An 18,549-nucleotide genomic window follows, 5' to 3' on the forward strand; every position below is an offset into this window, starting at 1 on the left:
AGCTGACGAATACTAATCGGTCGAGGACTTATCCACAAATTCTTAGCAATCATGCAGATCCAGTTTTCAATGAATGAGCTAGCCATCCGCGCAGGATGGTTTTTTTGCGTTAGTACATTTGAATCAAGATTTTATTGAAAAACGTATTACGACTTATTATAACGAAATGAATCATCAATCAATCAACAGTTGCGATAATGAAAGCGCAAGATCTTGAAACGTAAATTCCCCTATACTAAAAATGCACGTTTGAATGGCAATTAGTTATGAAAAAATGGGGGAACGAGCATGAGTAACAAGGCAGAAGGAGTGTTAACTAACACAGATTTTCGCAGGCTCTGGATTGGGCAAACTGCATCACAGTTTGGGACTCAGGTTGCATTATTAGGAATGCCATTAGTGGCAGCTCTCTATTTGGGGGCCAGTCCCATGCAAATGGGGTTGCTTGGTTTTGCCGAGTATGCGCCATTTATCATTTTCGGTTTGCTCGCTGGTGTATGGATAGACAGATTTCCCCGGCGACCAATTCTTGTCGCCGCTAACTTTTTCAGGGGTGCATTATTGCTCATTGTGCCGCTGGCAGCCTTAACTGGATTCCTGAATATGACAGTTCTATATTTGGTAGCCTTCATAGTGGGTATCTGTACTGTCTTTTTTGATGTTGCCTATACATCCTATTTGCCTTCCATTGTGAGCAAGGAGCAGCTTGTTGATGGGAATAGCAAACTAGAGACAAGTAAATCTACCGCACAAATTGCTGGGCCGGGTTTATCAGGTGGATTGGAACAGTTAATCACCGCTCCTTTTGCAATATTGTTCACGTCAGTATCCTTTTTTGTATCCGCTGTGTACATAGCCCGGATTCGCAAGTTGGAGACAGTCGTGACAGATGCGAAAAAACAAAAAAACATGTGGCTGGAAATTAAAGAAGGGCTGCATACGGTTTATACAAAACCGTTGCTGTGGGGAGTGGTGCGCTGCTCAACAGTCTTTAACCTTTCCTGGAATGTTATCTTTAGTGTTTATGTGCTCTATGCATCGCAAGAACTCAAAATCAGTGCGAGCATTCTTGGCATCATTTATGGAACGCTAGGAGTAGGGTACCTATTTGGCTCTCTGCTTGCCCAAAGGGCTGTACGTCGTTTTGGAGTAGGTCCAACAATTGTGGGTTCCGCTACGATCGCAGCAAGTGGCGGTTTGCTTGCTCCATTAGCAGTAGGATCAGAATTAAGTATTGCGTTGATTATGATGCTCGGACAGCTTCTTTTCGGAATGGGTGTCTCCATGTTTAGCATTAGTACCATCAGTTTACGTCAAGTAATTGTACCCGATGCCCTGCAAGGTCGCGTGAATGCTACATTTCGATTTATCTCGTGGGGTTCTTTACCGCTTGGTTCGTTAATTGGAGGGATGATAGGGGGGGCAATGGGTTTACGGTTCGCTATATTTGCGGGTGGCATTGGATTGTTAGCTTCGGCTTGTACATTATTGTTCACCCCATTTTTACAACTACGAGTGAAATCATTTCATGAATTAACATTGGAAAAAGATGTGTCTATAAAGAGCTAAGAAGTGCCTTAAGAAGTATTAAATTAGCGGGTTCGTTAGTTCACTAAAACAGCGGTAGTCTAGGTAGTATTCACGCGTCCTAGTCAATGATTTACCCTCATAATCTACAGTTTCCAATTTGTTCCACAGTATTTTATCAACTAACAGTCATGTTAATAAGTCGAGTGAAATTCAGGTATGCACATCTGTTTTTCCTCGGCTTATTTTTATTTTCAAGCCATATTTTTATTGAAACAAAGTGTTAGGTGAATATTGTCTGTTACTAAAAAGAAAGAAAATAAAGTCTTAGACTGACTATCGGGCATTACGCTACAGGATGCCGCGGGATCAATCGGCAGCCTTTGCTCACCTAATGGACAGGCTGGACGGTATCTGCACGCATTCTTGTTCTTGAAATAAAAAACGCTGTCCGCAAAGGGGCGAGCGCTCGTGGTTCCATTAATGCAACAAAATAATTTCGCACCCAGATCATGGATAAACTTCGATTGTAAGGATGCGGCGGTAAAAGAAATACCCACCGGAAAGGTTTTTGTCCCCTTCAAATATATAAGTGGGCGTATCCCTCCAATACGTCGATAACGGAAGCATAATGTAAATAAACGGCTCTCGTCCTGCAATCAACGAAGCTTATCGAATTGGAGTACCTGAACAGCCATCGATATCAAGATATGTGCTACGGTTTTGATAATTGATCATGTTCCTCCATTTTCTTTGTGTGCTCAATGTGCTGAAAGCCCCATCCACACATTTCACCGAGAACGTCATTGAGTGTTCGTCCGTGCTCAGAGACGTAATATTCAACTTTTGGTGGAATCTCCTGATACACCCGTCGAATGATCATTCCATCTCGTTCCAACTCACGAAGTTGGTTGGTCAGCATGCCTTGGGTGATTGTTGGAATCATTCGTCTTAGTTCTCCGAAACGCTTGGTGCCTTCATTCAGCAGGATGTATAAAATGATTGGCTTCCATTTTCCACCAAGCACTTGAAGGGTAGCCATAATTCCTTCTGATTGGAAGGAATTTCTTAAATCTTCGGGCATTCTCATACTCCTTATTTGCTGACATTTTTCTCCGATGTCGTAATTGTATCAAATGTTACGGGTTTGACCAATACAACGAATAACCGTACTTAGTACTGTTTACCATACTTCAGAGAACCCAGGCGTGACCTAAGGTACTTTCAGCCCGACATAGTACGGAAAAACAGCGTACTTTACAGTATTTGAATACACACAAATAATGAGGGTGTCAGGTGCAAGAGCCCTTTCAAAATCTATTAAGAGAAAAGAGGAAGATTCTTTATGAAAATTTTGGTTATTGTTGCGCATCCGTCTATGGAGCAATCGCGAGCCAACCGTGCTCTTATTCAGGAGCTTAATCTGCATGAAAACATTGATGTTCACAGCCTTTACGGGGAGTATTCAGATTGGAATATTGACATAGAGAGAGAGCAACAGTTGGTGTCCAAGTATGACCGAATCGTGCTTCAATTTCCTTTGTTTTGGTACAGTACCCCACCGTTGCTCAAAAAATGGTTTGACGATGTGTTAACTTATGGATGGGCGTATGGTTCCGAAGGAGATCATCTGAAGGGTAAAGAGTTCATCGTGGCAACAACAGCGGGCGGAAGCGAGCAGGATTACCGTTCGAGTGGCAACTTCGAGTTCACGGTCAGTGAGTTTCTAAGGCCAATACAGGTGACCGTCCAATATACTGGTGCTATCTACCTGCCTGCATTCATTGTGCACGATGCAATGGAAGCTACAGATGAGCAGTTGAAATTGGAGGCACACAGGTATGTGGAGCATATCCGTGCTTCCACAGAAGTACTCCTTAGTTAGATCAAAACCAAAAGGATTATGAACAGAGTAAATCCTCCTGAAAAATAGGATCAACAACTCTAGTCTAGAACATTATTTTCAATGAACAACTAATAAATAAACTTTGATTACATACTCTTTCAAAATTTATAATTACAAATTTACCAGAGTGCAAATTAGGCACTCTGCAATTGCCAAACCCCGCCACAAGCTCTATCAGAGTCGAGGCGGGGTTTAACGGTATAACGTACTTTTTAACTTCTATGGTTCCTCATTTGCAAACATTTCCAACGTAGCTATAAGAATGTCTTTCTTTTTCGTATAGTAGTCTAAATATGGAGTACCTATTAGCGCCACACCTTCAATCATTGAACAAAAATCAAAAACAGGTATAGGGCGTCCGATTCCTAGGGCAGCACCTACAGTCGATAGTAATGCCAGTAAACGAACCGGGTTCCATTCCCATTCCAAGAGTTGAAGAAGTTGGATGGCACTAGAAGCTCTTTTCGTTTGCTCGAGCGTATATACTTCGGGGAATCGCCCATCCGTCTTGTAGGCATGGAAAAACTCGTTGTAGTAAGCTTCTGCTGCGAAATCGATATCTCGGTACATTTCTCTAAAATCAGTGTAAGGTTGACTTTCATTCTTCATTACTGCCACACCAACCTTTCTTATAGGATGAAGCCATTTTATCGGAAAAAATTGATAGTAATAGAGTAGAGTAAAAACAAACCTCAACCCTCATAATTATGTGAGCGAAGAGGTTTGTTTCAGTTTATACGAAATGAGAATATTCACTCGGAAGAGTAAGTAGACACCCTAATCAAGTGGGGTGTATGGAAGATTTAGACTTAATGTCGATCATGGCATAGTAGGGATTATTTAGATACCAAACCATGATAATAAAGAAATGCTAACAGGAGGAAGAGTGTCTAACGTTTGTCATTTGAGAGATACTGTGTGACGAGAATGAAAGCCAGATAGTCTTAAAATTCATAGGCTTTTTAAACATTTGGAGAAAAAGGGGTTCAGTTCTGCCTCAGGTGTTGCAGCCGGGGCGGCTCTTTTGCTAATCATCACCCTTTTCAATATGATATAGCGATATGTTAGTAGTCTTTTAAAAAAATCAAAGGAGGATGATCCAATGAACATTTTACTTGTGGAAGATGATAAAACAATTGCGTCCGGACTCGAATATTCTCTGCAGCAAGACCAGTTTTCCACCGTTCTGTGCCATGACGTCGCATCTGCGAAAAAGGTTTTGGCCGAGCAGTTGGATCAGTTCGCTTTATGTTTGTTCGATTTATCACTGCCGGATGGAAGCGGGTATGAATTGTGTAAAATGGTGAAGGAGCAAAGCGATATCCCCGTTATTTTTTTGACAGCTGTTGATGAAGAAGTCAATGTTGTGATGGGACTGGATATGGGGGCGGACGACTATATTACAAAGCCGTTTCGAATTCGCGAGCTGCTCTCACGGATTAAATCGGTTTTGCGCAGATATCAAAAGCAGCCGCAGGCCAAGGTCGTCATCGAAATCGATCCGATCTGCATCCATACACTTGAAGGAAAAGTATATAAGCATGGCATTGAAATTCCATTGACTGCTTTAGAGTACCGCTTATTGCTGATCTTCGCCAAACATCTCGGGCAGATTCTCTCCAGAAATCAGCTTTTGGAACAAATTTGGGATGTGGCAGGGGACTTCGTCAACGATAATACGTTAACCGTTTATATGAAAAGGCTGAGGGAAAAACTGGAGGATGATCCGAAAGCTCCAACTATCATTAAAACCGTACGCGGTTTAGGATATAAGGTCGGTGACTAGTATGCTACGTAATCGCGAGATCCGCCTCGAATTCTTGGTGATGTGTACGATCAGTTTGGTTTTGCTTGTAATCGCGACTTTTGTTCCATTTGCTGCCGTCCTCCTCGTTCTCTTATCTTCTATTTTACTCATCGGATGCAGCCTCCTCTTTACGAGAGTGAGATATCAGGAGATTGAAAAGCTATCTGGCTATGTTCGGCAAATTAGCAGTGGCGATTATACCCTTGACGTACGCGATAATCGTGAAGGGGAACTCAGTATTTTGAAAAATACGATTTATAAAGTAACGGCCAGGCTATCGGAGCAAAGTGCCCTTTTGCATAAAGACAAGATTCATCTGACAGACACGATTTCGGACATCTCCCATCAGCTAAAAGCGCCTCTAACCTCGATGATGGTCATGGCGGATTTAGTAGACGACACCAAACTGCCGGAAGCGAAAAGAAGGGAATTTACGCGCAATATTCGCATCCAGCTCGAACGGCTGGATTGGCTTGTTTCTTCGCTATTAAAGCTTTCTAAAATGGATGCAGACGCTGTACCGTTCAAGAAGGATCAAGTCGTGGTGGCCAAGCTCATTGAAAAAGCGCTACAACCCGTTCTCATCCCAATCGACATCAAAGAGCAAACGATTTCTATAACGGGAGAAGACAGCGTATCGTTTCTAGGCGATCTGAGTTGGACGACGGAAGCGATCATCAATATGATAAAAAACGCTGTGGAGCACACGCAGGAAGGTGGAACCATAGCGATTTCCTTTTCAGAGAACCCATTATTTACGGAGATGACGATCACAGATAACGGGAAGGGCATTTCCAAGGAAGAACTCCCTTTTATTTTCAAGCGGTTTTATAAAGGAAAGAGTGCTGGCGAGAGTAGCAGCGGCATTGGTCTGGCGATGGCTCATAGTATCATCACGAAGCAGAATGGAGTTATAGATGTTCAGAGTGATGTTCATAAGGGAACCCAATTTCGAATTCGCTTCTACAAGCAAATCCTCTAATCGGGGCTAAGTGACGAGATTGTCACTTTCTTTGTCACTGTAAAGTCACTTTGGGCAGATATACTACATCCATCAGCAAACGTATGGAGGTTTCAGTATGGAAATTTTGAAGATCGAACATCTGTCTAAAGTGTTTGGAAAAGGTGACACAGCAGTAAAAGCACTTGATGACGTATCCTTTTCGGTGAACAAAGGGGAGTTCGTCGCTATCATCGGTCCGTCCGGTTCGGGAAAATCAACTCTTTTACATTTGCTAGGCGGTGTGGATCGACCAACAAGCGGAAAAGTGTTTGTGGATAGTACGGATATGTACAGCCTGAATGAAACACAGTTGGCGATTTTCAGGCGGAGGCAAATCGGCTTGATTTATCAGTTCTACAATCTTCTTCCGATTTTAACGGTGGAAGAAAACATGCAGCTCCCGCTCTTGCTCGATGAGCACCAGGTGGATCAGAGGCAGTTTGAGGACCTTGTGAATACGTTGAATTTAAAAAATCGCTTACAACATTTGCCCAACCAGCTTTCCGGTGGACAGCAGCAGCGGGTCTCGATAGGACGAGCGTTGATGAACCAGCCCGCTATCATACTGGCAGATGAGCCAACCGGTAATTTGGACAGCAAAAACAGCACCGAAATTATAGACTTATTGAAAATGTTCAACAAGACCTATCAACAGACATTGATTATGATTACCCATGATGAGCGAATCGCTTTGCAGGCCGATCGAATTATCGCGATTGAAGATGGAAAGATTGCGAGAGATGAGGTCATTCGACCATGAATATCATCAATAAACTGACGCTCCGACATTTAATGAAAAATAAGAAACAGACGCTTGTGACCATTATTGGCGTCATTATTTCCGTGGCGATGGTAACGGCTGTCATCACGCTTGGCTCATCTTTTATGGTATTGATGCAAAAGGAAACGATAAAAGAATATGGAAACTGGCATGTCCTGTACAAAGACGTAAACAAAGATCAGCTGGAAGCGATCAAGCAGGATACGGCAACGAAACAACTCATTACTTCAAAGGAACGCGGCCACGCCCTGCTGCCAGGAAGCCAAAGTGTCAACAAGCCCTATTTGTTTATTAAAGCGTATAATCTTCAAGGCTTTACAAACTTCCCGATTGAACTCAGCAAAGGGAGGCTTCCAGAGCGACCAGATGAGATCGTTCTTTCGGAAGAGATCGCGACGAGAGCCAAAGTCGATTTTCGGATTGGGGATCAACTAACCCTCCATGTTGGGCAGCGCTTTTTTCAGGGTGCACCAAGTGACACGAAGGTGTCGCATAATGAACCATTACAATTTTGGGATGGTAAGAGAGCGGAATCCTTGATTCATACAACAATCGAGACGTATACCGTTGTCGGGTTTATCAAACGTCCTGTGTGGGAGCAGCCCATGGCGCCGGGATATACGGCCCTTACCTATGTAGATGAGAATCTAATAGGGACAAACCAAACTGTTGACGCAAGCGTTGTCGTCAATGACATCGATAGTACTGTATTTGCTCATGCCAATGACTTGGCTCAGAAAAACAACATCAGTTCGGTTAAAACGAATGATTCGCTATTGCGTTATTATGGTGAGATGAGTGGCGGATTGGGTGAAACCTACAACTCATTATTCCTCATTGTTTTCTTTGTAATTGTCGTTGGCTCTGTTTCTTTAATCTACAATGCCTTTGCGATTTCCGTCTCGGAGCGTTCACGTCATTTAGGGATGCTCTCAAGCGTTGGGGCAACCAGAAGGCAGAAGAGAAATTCGGTATTTTTTGAGGGAGCGGTGATTGGCGTTATTAGCATTCCCTTGGGCATCATCTGCGGAATACTTGGAATCGGTATTACTTTTCACTTTATAAACCCGATCCTTGAGGATGCGATGGGTGTTACTGAGAAACTGACTCTGGTCGTTACGCCTTTATCCCTCGCAATCGCTTGTCTGGTCTCGATCATTACTATATTCATTTCAACGTATCTTCCAGCTCAAAGGGCCTCAAAAATATCTGCCATTGACGCCATTCGGCAAACCATGGATATTAGGCTCACAAATAAAACAGTAAAAACCTCGAAGCTGATCAAACGGTTTTTCGGCATAGAAGCGGAGATTGGCTTGAAAAATTTAAAAAGAAACAAACGCAGATATTACGCTACTGTCTTTTCCCTTGTCATTAGTATCGTCTTGTTTCTATCCGTGTCCTTTTTCACTTCTGGCTTGCAAAAAACATTTGAGCTTTCACAAAAAGGCTATAACTATGATATCGGCGTATACGAAAATGACGAAGAGACAACATTAGACGAGCATCTGGTAAAATCGATCATATCGTTGGAGGGTGTTACCGAATTTAATTTGTTAGAACGAATGGATGGCAACTTCGTATGGCTTGCAGAGGAGGCTATTTCTGAAGATGTAAAACCATATTTGTATCGAGAAAATGACCTGTATAAATACCGCATACATGTAACTACGATGCAAGAAGAAAAGCTGAGAGTGTATGCCGAAGAGGTTGGCGTAGCGTATGCGAAGCTGACGAATCCAGATCACCCGTCTGCTATCTTGATTGATACCATGACGTTTAAAGATGAAAAGGGTAAATTTATCGAGACGAGAGGGATCAATGGGAAGGTGGGGGACATGCTGGACCTCGTCTCCACAGATGATAAGAAGGAAACGGTCAACCAGGTGGAACTGGTCTCAGTAACCGATCGATTTCCCAAGGGACTTGTGCCAAGCCCCTTTGAAGTGATTCTTGTCGTGTCCGAGCCTGTCTTCGACCAACTCATGAAGAAAAGTGTCTTCGTCAGCGCGTATTCAGGACTCTACCTGAAAAGCAAGGATCCCTTGAAAACCCATCAAGATATTGAAGAAATGTCGCAGGATGTATCTGTCATGAACCTGTTTCAAGACAGACAGCGCTCTGAACGCAAAATGTTGTTCCTCTCTGTCTTTGTTTATGGCTTCGTAGCATTAATTACTGCGGTTTCGATGGCGAATATATTCAACACCATTTCGACGAGCATAGCCCTTCGTAAACGAGAATTCGCGATGCTGAGGTCGGTTGGAATGACGCCGAAAAGCTTTCATAAAATGATCAACTATGAAAGTATTTTTTATGGGATGAAGGCGCTAGCTTACGGTATTCCAATCAGTCTAGTGATTATGGTGTTGATTTACCGTTCCTTCACGTATAGTTTTTCGTACGACTTCGAATTGCCTTGGGCAAGTATTTTGTATGTGATTACTGCTGTATTTGTTATCGTCAGCTTGTCCATGTATTACGCGAGCATAAAAGTGAAGAAAGCAAACATCATTGAAGCTTTGAAACAAGAGAATCTATGAGTGTGTGCAGGGAGTCCGGTGAAGACTAGTTATTCAAACCATAAAAAAAGAAGGATAAAAATCACAACGATTTTCATCCTTCTTTTTGTTATTTTAATGATTTTTAACTACTTCTTGACCCCGCACATTCCACGTAAGGGCAAAAACAAGAGCAGCCAATGCGCACGAAGCTGTCAGCAACATAAATCCTGCATCCCAGCCGGAGGCATCAACGATAACCCCCATCAATGCATTCGCTGTCACTGTACCACCCAGGTAACCAAACAGACCGGTCAGTCCTGCAGCGGTTCCAGCAGCTTTTTTCGGAACAAAATCAAGGGCTTGCAAACCAATCAGCATGACTGGACCGTAAATCAGGAAACCGATAGCGATCAGGCAAATCATATCGACCACGGAATTTCCAGGTGGGTTGAACCAGTAGACCAGAACAGCGATCAATACGCCGAGCATAAAGACAAACCCTGCGGGTCCACGGCGGCCCTTGAACAATTTATCGGACAGCCAGCCGCACAGGAGCGTTCCCGGGATACCTGCCCATTCGTACAGGAAGTAGGCAACGCTCGACTTGTTCATATCAAAGCCTTTTTCCTCACTCAAATAGGTCGGCGCCCAGTCCAGAACGCCGTAACGGACGAAGTAGACGAAGATGTTGGCAATCGCGATTGCCCAAACCCATTTGTTGTTCAACACATATTTGAAAAGGATTTCTTTTGTGGAGAATTCTGTTTCAAACGTTTTCTTCTCTTTGTTTGGATAGTCATTGCGATATTCTTCAATAGGCGGCAGGCCGACTGACTGTGGTGTATCGCGAATTAAGAAATACGTAATGAATCCAAAAACAATGGCAACCAGAGCAGGCAGGATAAACACGCCTTCATACCCGGAAGCGGCGCTACCCGTAAGCCCGGTGAACATCGCTGCACCTGCAACAGCGAGGGGGGCCATCAAGCCTCCGCCAACGTTATGGGCTACATTCCAAATGGCTGTTTTGTTTCCTCTTTCACTTACACTAAACCAGTGTACGAGAACACGCCCGGATGGAGGCCAGCCCATTCCCTGGAACCAACCGTTCAGGAACAGCATCACAAACATGATCGTGACGGATGAGGTGAAGTAAGGAACAACACCCATCAGCAAACTAATAAGAGCAGAAAGTATTAATCCGGCAGGCAAGAACATTCGCGGGTTGCTTCGGTCTGAAAAAATAGCCATTACAAATTTGCTGATCCCGTAGGAAATCGAAATGGCTGATAACGCAAAACCGAGCTCTGTTTTTGTAAATCCTTCTTCAATCAAATAAGGCATGGCGAGTGAAAAGTTTTTGCGGATGAGATAGTACGCCGCATAACCGATGAAGATTCCGAGAAATACCTGAAGCCTGAGCTTTTTATACTCAGAATCAATTTGTTCGTCAGGCAATCTGTCAATCGGCGGTGCAGGCTTAAACAGCTTGAGCATCTTATTCCTCCCCCTACGTAATTTCTAACAATGATGGCGATACATATAAAAAAACCCATACCTTAATGGCGCTTTCAAAAATGAAAGTGCCAAAGGGTATGAGTCTCCGAATCTCCATCATAGTTAACTTGTCATTAAGTGTATTCTATTATTCTGTGAAAACGTTGTCAACGAAGTTATTATGGGTTATTTTTCCAGTCAGAGGCGCGTTAATCAAAAAAATACATTTTTTCCAAATATAAGTATATCTTTATATTAGCTCATCTTTATGAGGGGGGTTAAGCAAAGATTTAAACGACATCTTTTTTGTACAAGTAAAAATGTAGGAGGTTTGGTTTGATGTATTTGATTAGAAAAACAGGAGTTTTGGTAGTACTGTCGCTTATCTTAATTTTTTCTATGTTCCCGCAGTCTTCTCACGCGATGACACAATGGGCTCCCAACACCGTATACAAGGTAGGAGACATGGTTACATACCAAGGGCAAGATTACAAATGTACATTTGCTCATACATCGCTTGTCGGATGGGAACCGCCCAACGTACCGACACTGTGGCAACTGCAAGGTCCCTCTGCTCCCGATACCATTCCACCTACGTCCCCCACAAATCTTAGTGAAGTAGGGATATCAAGTAGTTCGGTCAGCTTATCTTGGTCAGCTTCTACGGATAACATAGCTGTTAAGGAGTATCTCGTCTACAATGGAGATACACTCGCTGGTACATCGAATACAACATCCTATACCGTGACTGGGCTTCTAGCAAACACGACATATTCATTCACGATACAGGCAAAAGATGCAGCAGGCAATATCTCCCCACCCAGCGCCTCGATAACGGTAACAACTTCATCTAAATCCCCAAATGAACCGGTATCCAAACGAGTTTTGATCGGCTACTGGCATAATTTTGACAATGGTTCTACGGTACTCAAGCTAAGAGATGTCTCAGATAAATACGATGTAATCAATGTTGCGTTCGCAGAACCAGTCGGTGGCGATCATGCGACAATGGGATTCGTGCCATTCAATGCATCCACTGAGGAATTTAAGTCGGATATCGCCTTCTTAAAATCAAAGGGGAAGAAGGTCCTCATCTCGATTGGTGGAGCGAATGGTACAGTCGAGCTGACGACGGAAGCTGCCAAACAAAGTTTTATTACCTCGATGACCTCGATCATTCAAACGTATGGTTTTGATGGTATGGATATTGATCTGGAAGGAAGCTCGCTGTCGTTAAATGCGGGGGACACTGATTTTAGAAATCCGACAACGCCTAAAATTATCAACTTAATTTCAGCGACTCAGACGATCACGAATACATTTGGCCCATCTTTCATTTTGACGATGGCACCAGAAACGGCTTATGTCCAAGGAGGCTACGCTTCCTATGGTGGGCCGTGGGGCGCGTATCTACCTGTGATTCATGCCCTTCGCGATCGAATGAATTATATCCACGTTCAACACTATAATTCTGGAGCGCTAGAAGCTTTAGATGGTCGTACGTATCAACAAGGAACGGCTGATTTCCAAGTAGCGATGGCAGAAATGCTATTGAAAGGATTCCCTATCGGTCGTAATCCCAACAACATGTTTCCGGCCTTGAGGGAGAACCAAGTCGCTATCGGGCTGCCTTCTGCTCCAAGTGCTGCCGGGGGAGGCTATACGTCGCCTGCCGATATCCAGAAAGCACTTCAATACTTGGTAAAAGGCACGTCTTTTGGAGGAACTTACAAACTCCAAAATCCAGCTGGTTATCCGCAGTTCCAAGGAGTTATGACCTGGTCTATCAACTGGGATGCTAAAAATAACTATTCGTTTGCCAATAATGTTCGCGCTTCGCTGGATTCACTGAACCAGTAATAACGGAATCTTCATGAAAAGAGAGCACGAGAAAAACGGCAACCTAGGTAAAAGGCTGCCGTTTTTTTATGCCTATACAAAATCAGGATAAACTGGTGCACATCGACATATAATCGCTTAAAATAAGTGTACCAACCAATAAGGAGGCTATTTACATGAGAAACGGAATGAAGAAAAGCCCACAAACTTATAAGGGTGGAACACTTTCGCTACTATGATGATGTAAATAGTGTGCCCCCTTGTAAGTGTTTTGAAAAAAACACGAAAAAAGGGGTAAATCATGAGATTCCCAGTTAAAAAATTTTTCTCCTACTACAAACCGTATGTCATGGTGTTTCTGTCGGTATTGGCATGTACCTTTATTGTATCTGCTTTGACTTTGGTGTTTCCTTTGCTAGTTCGGTATGTGACGAAGGATATCCTTGAAGGAAATTTGTCTTCGGCGCTACAGCAAGTGTACTGGATGGGTGGACTGATGCTTGTTCTTGTCATCGTCCAAAACATCGCTAACTTCTATGCAGACTATAAAGGACATGAGCTAGGAGCTCGTATGGAGCGGGATATGCGCAGTGAGCTATTCGCTCATTTGCAGAAGCTCTCGTTTCGTTTTTATGATAAGGAAAAGACCGGTAAGCTGATGTCGCGTTTGACGAACGATCTGTATATGCTGGCGGAGCTATATCATCACGGTCCAGAAGACTACCTGAAATACTTCATTCGATTTGTTGGGGCATTTGTGATTTTATTTATGATCAATGCTCCGCTAACGATGGCTGTATTTTGTTTCTTGCCGATCTTAATGCTTTTCTCTGTGTATTTTAACAAGATGCTGAACAGAGCATTAACAAGGAATAAAGAAAGAATCGCAGACGTTAACGCGCAGGTAGAGGATAGTTTGTCAGGAATTCGTGTGGTCAAATCGTTCGCGAACGAGCACGTAGAAATCGAGAAGTTTAACCGGGAAAATAATCGTTTTCTGGAAAGCCGTAAGAATACCTACAAAGCGGAAGCGTATTTTTACAATAGCGTCGAAACGATTATTCAGTGTATCACGATAACGGTGATCATTTTTGGCAGTGCCAACATCGTCAACCAAACCTTGGACTTGGCAGATTTGATCACTTTTTTATTGTATATCAAATTCATGATGGAGCCGATTCAGCGCCTGACCCAGATGAGCACACTGCTGCAAGAAGGAATAACGGGCTTCCAGCGTTTTATGGAATTGATGGCCGTGAAGCCGGATATCGAAAACAAACGGGATGCGCTGGCTATATCAGAGGTGCTTGGTGAGATTGAGTTCCAGCAGGTTTCCTTCCGCTATGAAGAGAAGTTGGACGATATCTTTGTAAACCTGTCGATGACGGTACATCCCGGAGAGTACGTAGCATTAGTGGGTCCATCCGGTGCGGGAAAAACGACGTTATGTTCGCTAATTCCCCGTTTTTATGACGTGACAGGTGGGGATGTATACCTCGACGGGCTCAATGTGCGTGATATCGACCTACAGTCATTACGAGATAAAATAGGAATCGTCCAACAAGATGTCTACCTTTTTGCGGGAACCGTGATGGAAAACATCCGCTACGGAAAACCAGCAGCAAGCGACGAAGAAATCATCATGGCAGCCAAACAAGCGAATGCCCATGATTTTATTATGGGATTACCAAATGGATACGACTCCGAGCTCGGGCAACGAGGTGTCAATCTGTCTGGAGGGCAAAAGCAGCGCATAAGTATCGCCAGGGTATTCTTGAAGAATCCACCCGTTTTGATATTAGATGAAGCTACGAGCGCACTCGATAATGAGAGTGAAAGCATCGTCAAAGAATCATTAGAATCGTTGGCAAAAGGACGTACAACCATTGTAATCGCCCATCGACTTTCCACGATTCGCAATGCGGAGCGTATTATCGTATTAACCAAGGACGGTATTGCTGAGCAAGGCACACACAAGGAGCTGCTGGCACGCAATGGAACGTACGCCCATCTCTATGCGAAGCAATTTGATAGGGTTGCTTCTCTGAATTAGAAGGAGAAGAAAGGAAAAGAGCTACTCTTTTAGGGTAGCTCTTTTTTCTTGGAACAAAACGTAATGAGGACTACGTAGCAAGCACAGCCTGCTTTTGAAACCCACTCATAATCGCAATCAACATCTCTTTATCCATCTGCAATTCACTTTGCCCCACTTTTTGCAGCAGCTTTTTGGTGTTGTCATTCGGGAAAGAGATACTCCGCTTCCAATACGAATGGAACAAGCTCATAGATGCATTAAAGCCCTTCTCTTCTTCGGTTAGCAGCTCGTCTGTTTCAAATGGAACAGGAACTAGATTCGGAAAATCCAACACTTCCTTGATGCAATCGACCACCAGTTGTTGGGTAGGTGGGACAGGGTTGGTAGCATGATAGATTTCCTTATGCTCGCCATGCGTAAGTGCTGCGAGCAAGACAGAAGAGACATAGTCAACTGGAACGAGGTTCGAGTTCACGTCGACATCCACCAAGATCCGGTACTTTTGCTTGTCCCAGCCTTCTGTTCGGGATGCTCTTCTTTTTAGTACGCGAAGACCTTTTAATAATCCGTACAAGCCAAAATTGGTATCGGCTTCGCCCGTTTTGGAATCGCCGATAATGATCGACGGTCTGACAATGATCGTCTCCATTATGTCGCTGTAGGAGAAGACGAGATGCTCCGCCAAGCATTTTGTCTCTTCGTAGTTGTTCACGAAGGAGCGTTCTGGGTTGTACAGCGCTTCTTTCCCCTCTGTCTCAGTGCCGATGGTATAAGCCGTACTCACATAGATAAAGCGGGGGGAGCGAATGGCTTCTGCGAATTGTAACGTATTTTTTGTTCCCTCTACATTTACCTCGTACGTCTGCGGTCTTTGAGCGGGATCAAAGGACAGGTATGCGGCAATATGGTACATCGCATCTATTTTTTGATTGAGCTGTCCCAGATCGTTTTCAGAGACGCCCAAGTCTTTTTTCGAAACATCACCTAGTAAAATATGTACTCGTGTCCGGTGTTTTTCGGCAAAGCTATGCAACAAATCGCTTGCCTTCTTTTCATTTCGAGCGAGTAAGTAAAGGGTATGGCCTTCGTTTAATAGATCTTGGGAGAGTTTTTTTCCGAGAAAACCTGTTGCTCCGGTTACAAGGATATTCATATGGTTAACCAGCTCCGTATGTTTGTTAGGTAGGGAGTTGCTAAAATATCAATAATTCATTATATGATGAAAAATGCAGCTGTGACGAGTGCGGATGAAACGGTATCGTGAACAACTGAGCCGTTTCAAACAACTGTTTAACAGCCACAGTTATGGCTACTTGCTTGGATTACCCGGTATTTTCCGCTGAAAACACACTGAAATTAGTAAACTGCCGTGTTTGGATGCAGGGAAGTTTCAGAGTGGTAGTAATAGGGAAAATATACTTTACATGAACTTGGAGAAAGTCAGCACAGTTATGGGGCATAGCCGTCTATCAGTACGCCTTTAGTCGACCTGTGAGGCGGTGTTTGGGCTGCAAAAAACGGATTGTTCTGTTGTTCTCACAGCAGTTAGTTATCTTATTTCCATAAGAGAGGAGTCATCACAGATGATCAAAAAGATGTTTACTGGCTATAAAGCATCGCTATCCAAGCAGATGCTGTTTTTTCTCGTCTTGCTTATCGTTGTTCCTTCTGTCGTTCTGAGCCTTTCCTTGACACAACTGGCACGCAACCAGTTAGAGCACGAATTGTTGTCTCAAGTTGAATCGGTTACCACGATGATTACACAAGTACTCAATAATTCGTACCGGGATTATTCTGTTACGATCGATAGCTTTGCGGATGTTCAAGTTCCTCCGGGGCAAAATGCGGATAGGTATATCTATGATCGTATCCACAACTTAGAGAAAGACATCGACAATGTTTTGGCTGCGTTCATGTACTACGACAATCGATACTACAACTCTGCGAAGAAGGAAGTTGATCCGACTACGCGAGAGTGGTACAAGCAAGCGATTCAGCATAAAGGGCAGATCATTGTGACGCCCCCTTACATCGACGCGGTCAGTGGGAGCTACGTGATTACGTTTGCCAAGACGGTCTCGGGCGGTACAGGAGTAGCGGGTATCGACGTTTCTATCGATCACTTAAACGAGCTGGTAAAGACGTACAAGATCGGTGAAAAGGGATATGTCAGCCTGTTTGATCAGAACAACGTGACGATGTCGCATCCGCGATTCCCACAAGGCAAGCCGCTTGAAGACGAGCGCTTCCAAGTGATGCGTGATCAAGAGCAGGGTTCTTTCGAAATGGACGTTGACGAGCTTCGTGAATATTACCATTTCAACAAGCAAAATTCGCTCGGATTGAACGTCGTTTCCGTGATTGATTGGAGTGAAATTAAGCAAAAAACAGGGCCGCTGTTACGGATATCGTTCATGTTTATCGTGCTTTTGCTTGCCCTTATTGCCTTGTTTGTCTGGATCTTCATGAAACGGACTGTGCGACCAATCCTGCAATTGAAGCAACTGACCGACTCGATCGCGCAGGGGGATTTGACAGTCAGGTCCATCGAGAGTGGAAGAATCGATGAGATTGGGCAGCTGCAATCCAACTTCAATACGATGTCGCAATCGTTGTCAGATGTTCTGCGTCAAATTACCGATCATTCCGAGCAAATCTCTGCTTCCTCCCATCATTTGTCTGCAAATTCGGAGGAGAACGTGCAAACGATTGAACAAGTGGCAGCCTCCATGCAAGAAATAGCGTCCATGTCTTCCGATATGAATCGGAGTATAGATACGGCGAAGCAATCGGCGACGCAAGCGCAACAGGAGTTGGATGATGCCATCCGCATACTACGTGAGAGCACGGAAATGTCACAGCTCATTACAGATCTGGCCAATACCGGAGAGGAGTCCCTTGGAGCGGCGAGACAACAGGTGAACATGATCGTGGAGCATTCCACTCGTTCAAAAGATGAGATGGAGGAGTTAAAACGGGTTGCTGGAGAAATTAGCGGAGTGACGAATTTTATCCAGAATATCGCCTCACAGACGAATTTACTTGCGTTGAATGCTGCTGTTGAAGCGGCACGTGCCGGGCAAGAAGGCCGCGGGTTCGCTGTCGTAGCTGATGAGGTACGCAAGCTGGCTGATCAGACAAGTTCTGCGGCTGAAAAGATCGACAGTCTGATCGGCGAGGTCCAGAATCGCGTCCTGCACATGGCTAGACGTACGGAGGAGGGCGTGGATTCGGCTACAGCGGGAAGTGATTTGACACAATCAGTTGAGCAGCGTTTTACGGAGATGTATGAGGCCATTAACCGCATTGATGCACACCTCGCGCAAGTAGCCCGCGTCAGCGAAGGGTTGATGCATTCAAATACAGCGATGATTGTAGCTTTTGGTGAATCGAGCGCCATGAGCCAAGCCACTGCACAAGAGGTCGATCAAGTCGCCGCAGCCAGTGAAGAGCAGAATGCTTCGATGGAGGAAGTGGCGGCTTCGGCAGCGCACCTTGCTAACATTGCAGAAGAGTTGCAGTCCTTGGTGCAGCGTTTTAAATTGGAGCGCTAACGGTAGGTTCTCCTGATGGAGAGAAAGAAGACCAACAGATGTGGTCTTACCCCTGTCAAGCGGACAGAACTAAAAAAGCCTAAGCAGCCAGTGTGA

The 18,549-nt window shown here is 44.1% G+C and carries 13 protein-coding genes; 9 read left to right on the forward strand and 4 right to left on the reverse strand.

Translation table 11 applies throughout. From position 1 onward, the window contains the following. Positions 1–288: 288 nt before the first annotated feature. Complete coding sequence (locus ACQ5DJ_RS28855) at positions 289–1,569, forward strand: MFS transporter (protein WP_429845448.1); 1,281 nt, start codon at positions 289–291, stop codon at positions 1,567–1,569. 673 nt (positions 1,570–2,242) lie between these two features. On the opposite strand, the gene ACQ5DJ_RS28860 is transcribed toward ACQ5DJ_RS28855, so the two are convergent. Next, positions 2,243–2,611 (reverse strand): winged helix-turn-helix transcriptional regulator, encoded by a 369-nt coding sequence (locus ACQ5DJ_RS28860; protein WP_429845449.1) that lies wholly within the window; start codon positions 2,609–2,611, stop codon positions 2,243–2,245. Between the two features lie 261 nt (positions 2,612–2,872). Between ACQ5DJ_RS28860 and ACQ5DJ_RS28865 the strand changes: the two genes are divergently transcribed. Next, complete coding sequence (locus ACQ5DJ_RS28865; protein WP_429845450.1) at positions 2,873–3,412, forward strand: NAD(P)H-dependent oxidoreductase; 540 nt, start codon at positions 2,873–2,875, stop codon at positions 3,410–3,412. Between the two features lie 240 nt (positions 3,413–3,652). On the opposite strand, the gene ACQ5DJ_RS28870 is transcribed toward ACQ5DJ_RS28865, so the two are convergent. After that, entirely contained in the window at positions 3,653–4,042 is a 390-nt protein-coding gene (locus tag ACQ5DJ_RS28870; RefSeq protein ID WP_429845451.1) for a hypothetical protein, read from the reverse strand. 493 nt (positions 4,043–4,535) lie between these two features. Here ACQ5DJ_RS28870 and ACQ5DJ_RS28875 point away from each other — a divergent pair, with 493 nt between their 5' ends. From ACQ5DJ_RS28875 to ACQ5DJ_RS28890, 4 genes are all read left to right on the forward strand, one after another. Beyond that, positions 4,536–5,219: a response regulator transcription factor gene (locus ACQ5DJ_RS28875; RefSeq protein ID WP_429845452.1), complete on the forward strand. Its 684-nt coding sequence runs from the start codon at positions 4,536–4,538 to the stop codon at positions 5,217–5,219. Between the two features lies 1 nt (position 5,220). Beyond that, on the forward strand, positions 5,221–6,222 hold the full coding sequence (locus ACQ5DJ_RS28880) for a sensor histidine kinase (RefSeq protein ID WP_429845460.1): 1,002 nt from the start codon (positions 5,221–5,223) through the stop codon (positions 6,220–6,222). A 97-nt stretch (positions 6,223–6,319) separates the two neighbouring features. Then, positions 6,320–7,003 carry an ABC transporter ATP-binding protein gene (locus ACQ5DJ_RS28885; protein WP_429845453.1) on the forward strand — a complete coding sequence of 228 codons (684 nt, stop codon included), beginning with the start codon at positions 6,320–6,322 and terminating at the stop codon, positions 7,001–7,003. Next, a complete protein-coding gene (locus ACQ5DJ_RS28890; protein WP_429845454.1) occupies positions 7,000–9,567 on the forward strand; it encodes an ABC transporter permease in 2,568 nt (855 codons plus the stop codon). Before ACQ5DJ_RS28885 ends, ACQ5DJ_RS28890 begins: the two co-directional genes overlap by 4 nt. A gap of 93 nt (positions 9,568–9,660) precedes the next feature. On the opposite strand, the gene glpT is transcribed toward ACQ5DJ_RS28890, so the two are convergent. Beyond that, positions 9,661–11,025, reverse strand: coding sequence for a glycerol-3-phosphate transporter (gene glpT / locus ACQ5DJ_RS28895; protein ID WP_429845455.1), 1,365 nt, complete (start codon positions 11,023–11,025; stop codon positions 9,661–9,663). A 339-nt stretch (positions 11,026–11,364) separates the two neighbouring features. Between glpT and ACQ5DJ_RS28900 the strand changes: the two genes are divergently transcribed. Both ACQ5DJ_RS28900 and ACQ5DJ_RS28905 read left to right on the forward strand, forming a co-directional pair. Further along, complete coding sequence (locus ACQ5DJ_RS28900) at positions 11,365–12,885, forward strand: chitinase (protein ID WP_429845456.1); 1,521 nt, start codon at positions 11,365–11,367, stop codon at positions 12,883–12,885. A gap of 280 nt (positions 12,886–13,165) precedes the next feature. Further along, positions 13,166–14,917 (forward strand): ABC transporter ATP-binding protein, encoded by a 1,752-nt coding sequence (locus tag ACQ5DJ_RS28905; protein WP_429845457.1) that lies wholly within the window; start codon positions 13,166–13,168, stop codon positions 14,915–14,917. A gap of 70 nt (positions 14,918–14,987) precedes the next feature. On the opposite strand, the gene ACQ5DJ_RS28910 is transcribed toward ACQ5DJ_RS28905, so the two are convergent. Further along, the gene (locus tag ACQ5DJ_RS28910) at positions 14,988–16,052 is read right to left on the reverse strand and encodes an SDR family oxidoreductase (RefSeq protein ID WP_429845458.1); all 1,065 of its coding nucleotides are present in this window, start codon (positions 16,050–16,052) and stop codon (positions 14,988–14,990) included. A gap of 430 nt (positions 16,053–16,482) precedes the next feature. Here ACQ5DJ_RS28910 and ACQ5DJ_RS28915 point away from each other — a divergent pair, with 430 nt between their 5' ends. Continuing rightward, positions 16,483–18,453, forward strand: coding sequence for a methyl-accepting chemotaxis protein (locus tag ACQ5DJ_RS28915; protein ID WP_429845459.1), 1,971 nt, complete (start codon positions 16,483–16,485; stop codon positions 18,451–18,453). Positions 18,454–18,549 lie beyond the last annotated feature (96 nt).

Source organism: Brevibacillus sp. FIR094 (assembly GCF_050477165.1).
Lineage (GTDB): Bacteria > Bacillota > Bacilli > Brevibacillales > Brevibacillaceae > Brevibacillus.

Excerpts from the sequence above, each read along its gene's own strand:
- ACQ5DJ_RS28855 (WP_429845448.1), top strand. The coding sequence starts at position 289 with ATGAGTAACAAGGCAGAAGGAGTGTTAACTAACACAGATTTTCGCAGG.
- ACQ5DJ_RS28860 (WP_429845449.1), bottom strand. The coding sequence starts at position 2,611 with ATGCCCGAAGATTTAAGAAATTCCTTCCAATCAGAAGGAATTATGGCT.
- ACQ5DJ_RS28865 (WP_429845450.1), top strand. The coding sequence starts at position 2,873 with ATGAAAATTTTGGTTATTGTTGCGCATCCGTCTATGGAGCAATCGCGA.
- ACQ5DJ_RS28870 (WP_429845451.1), bottom strand. The coding sequence starts at position 4,042 with ATGAAGAATGAAAGTCAACCTTACACTGATTTTAGAGAAATGTACCGA.
- ACQ5DJ_RS28875 (WP_429845452.1), top strand. The coding sequence starts at position 4,536 with ATGAACATTTTACTTGTGGAAGATGATAAAACAATTGCGTCCGGACTC.
- ACQ5DJ_RS28880 (WP_429845460.1), top strand. The coding sequence starts at position 5,221 with ATGCTACGTAATCGCGAGATCCGCCTCGAATTCTTGGTGATGTGTACG.
- ACQ5DJ_RS28885 (WP_429845453.1), top strand. The coding sequence starts at position 6,320 with ATGGAAATTTTGAAGATCGAACATCTGTCTAAAGTGTTTGGAAAAGGT.
- ACQ5DJ_RS28890 (WP_429845454.1), top strand. The coding sequence starts at position 7,000 with ATGAATATCATCAATAAACTGACGCTCCGACATTTAATGAAAAATAAG.
- glpT (WP_429845455.1), bottom strand. The coding sequence starts at position 11,025 with ATGCTCAAGCTGTTTAAGCCTGCACCGCCGATTGACAGATTGCCTGAC.
- ACQ5DJ_RS28900 (WP_429845456.1), top strand. The coding sequence starts at position 11,365 with ATGTATTTGATTAGAAAAACAGGAGTTTTGGTAGTACTGTCGCTTATC.
- ACQ5DJ_RS28905 (WP_429845457.1), top strand. The coding sequence starts at position 13,166 with ATGAGATTCCCAGTTAAAAAATTTTTCTCCTACTACAAACCGTATGTC.
- ACQ5DJ_RS28910 (WP_429845458.1), bottom strand. The coding sequence starts at position 16,052 with ATGAATATCCTTGTAACCGGAGCAACAGGTTTTCTCGGAAAAAAACTC.
- ACQ5DJ_RS28915 (WP_429845459.1), top strand. The coding sequence starts at position 16,483 with ATGATCAAAAAGATGTTTACTGGCTATAAAGCATCGCTATCCAAGCAG.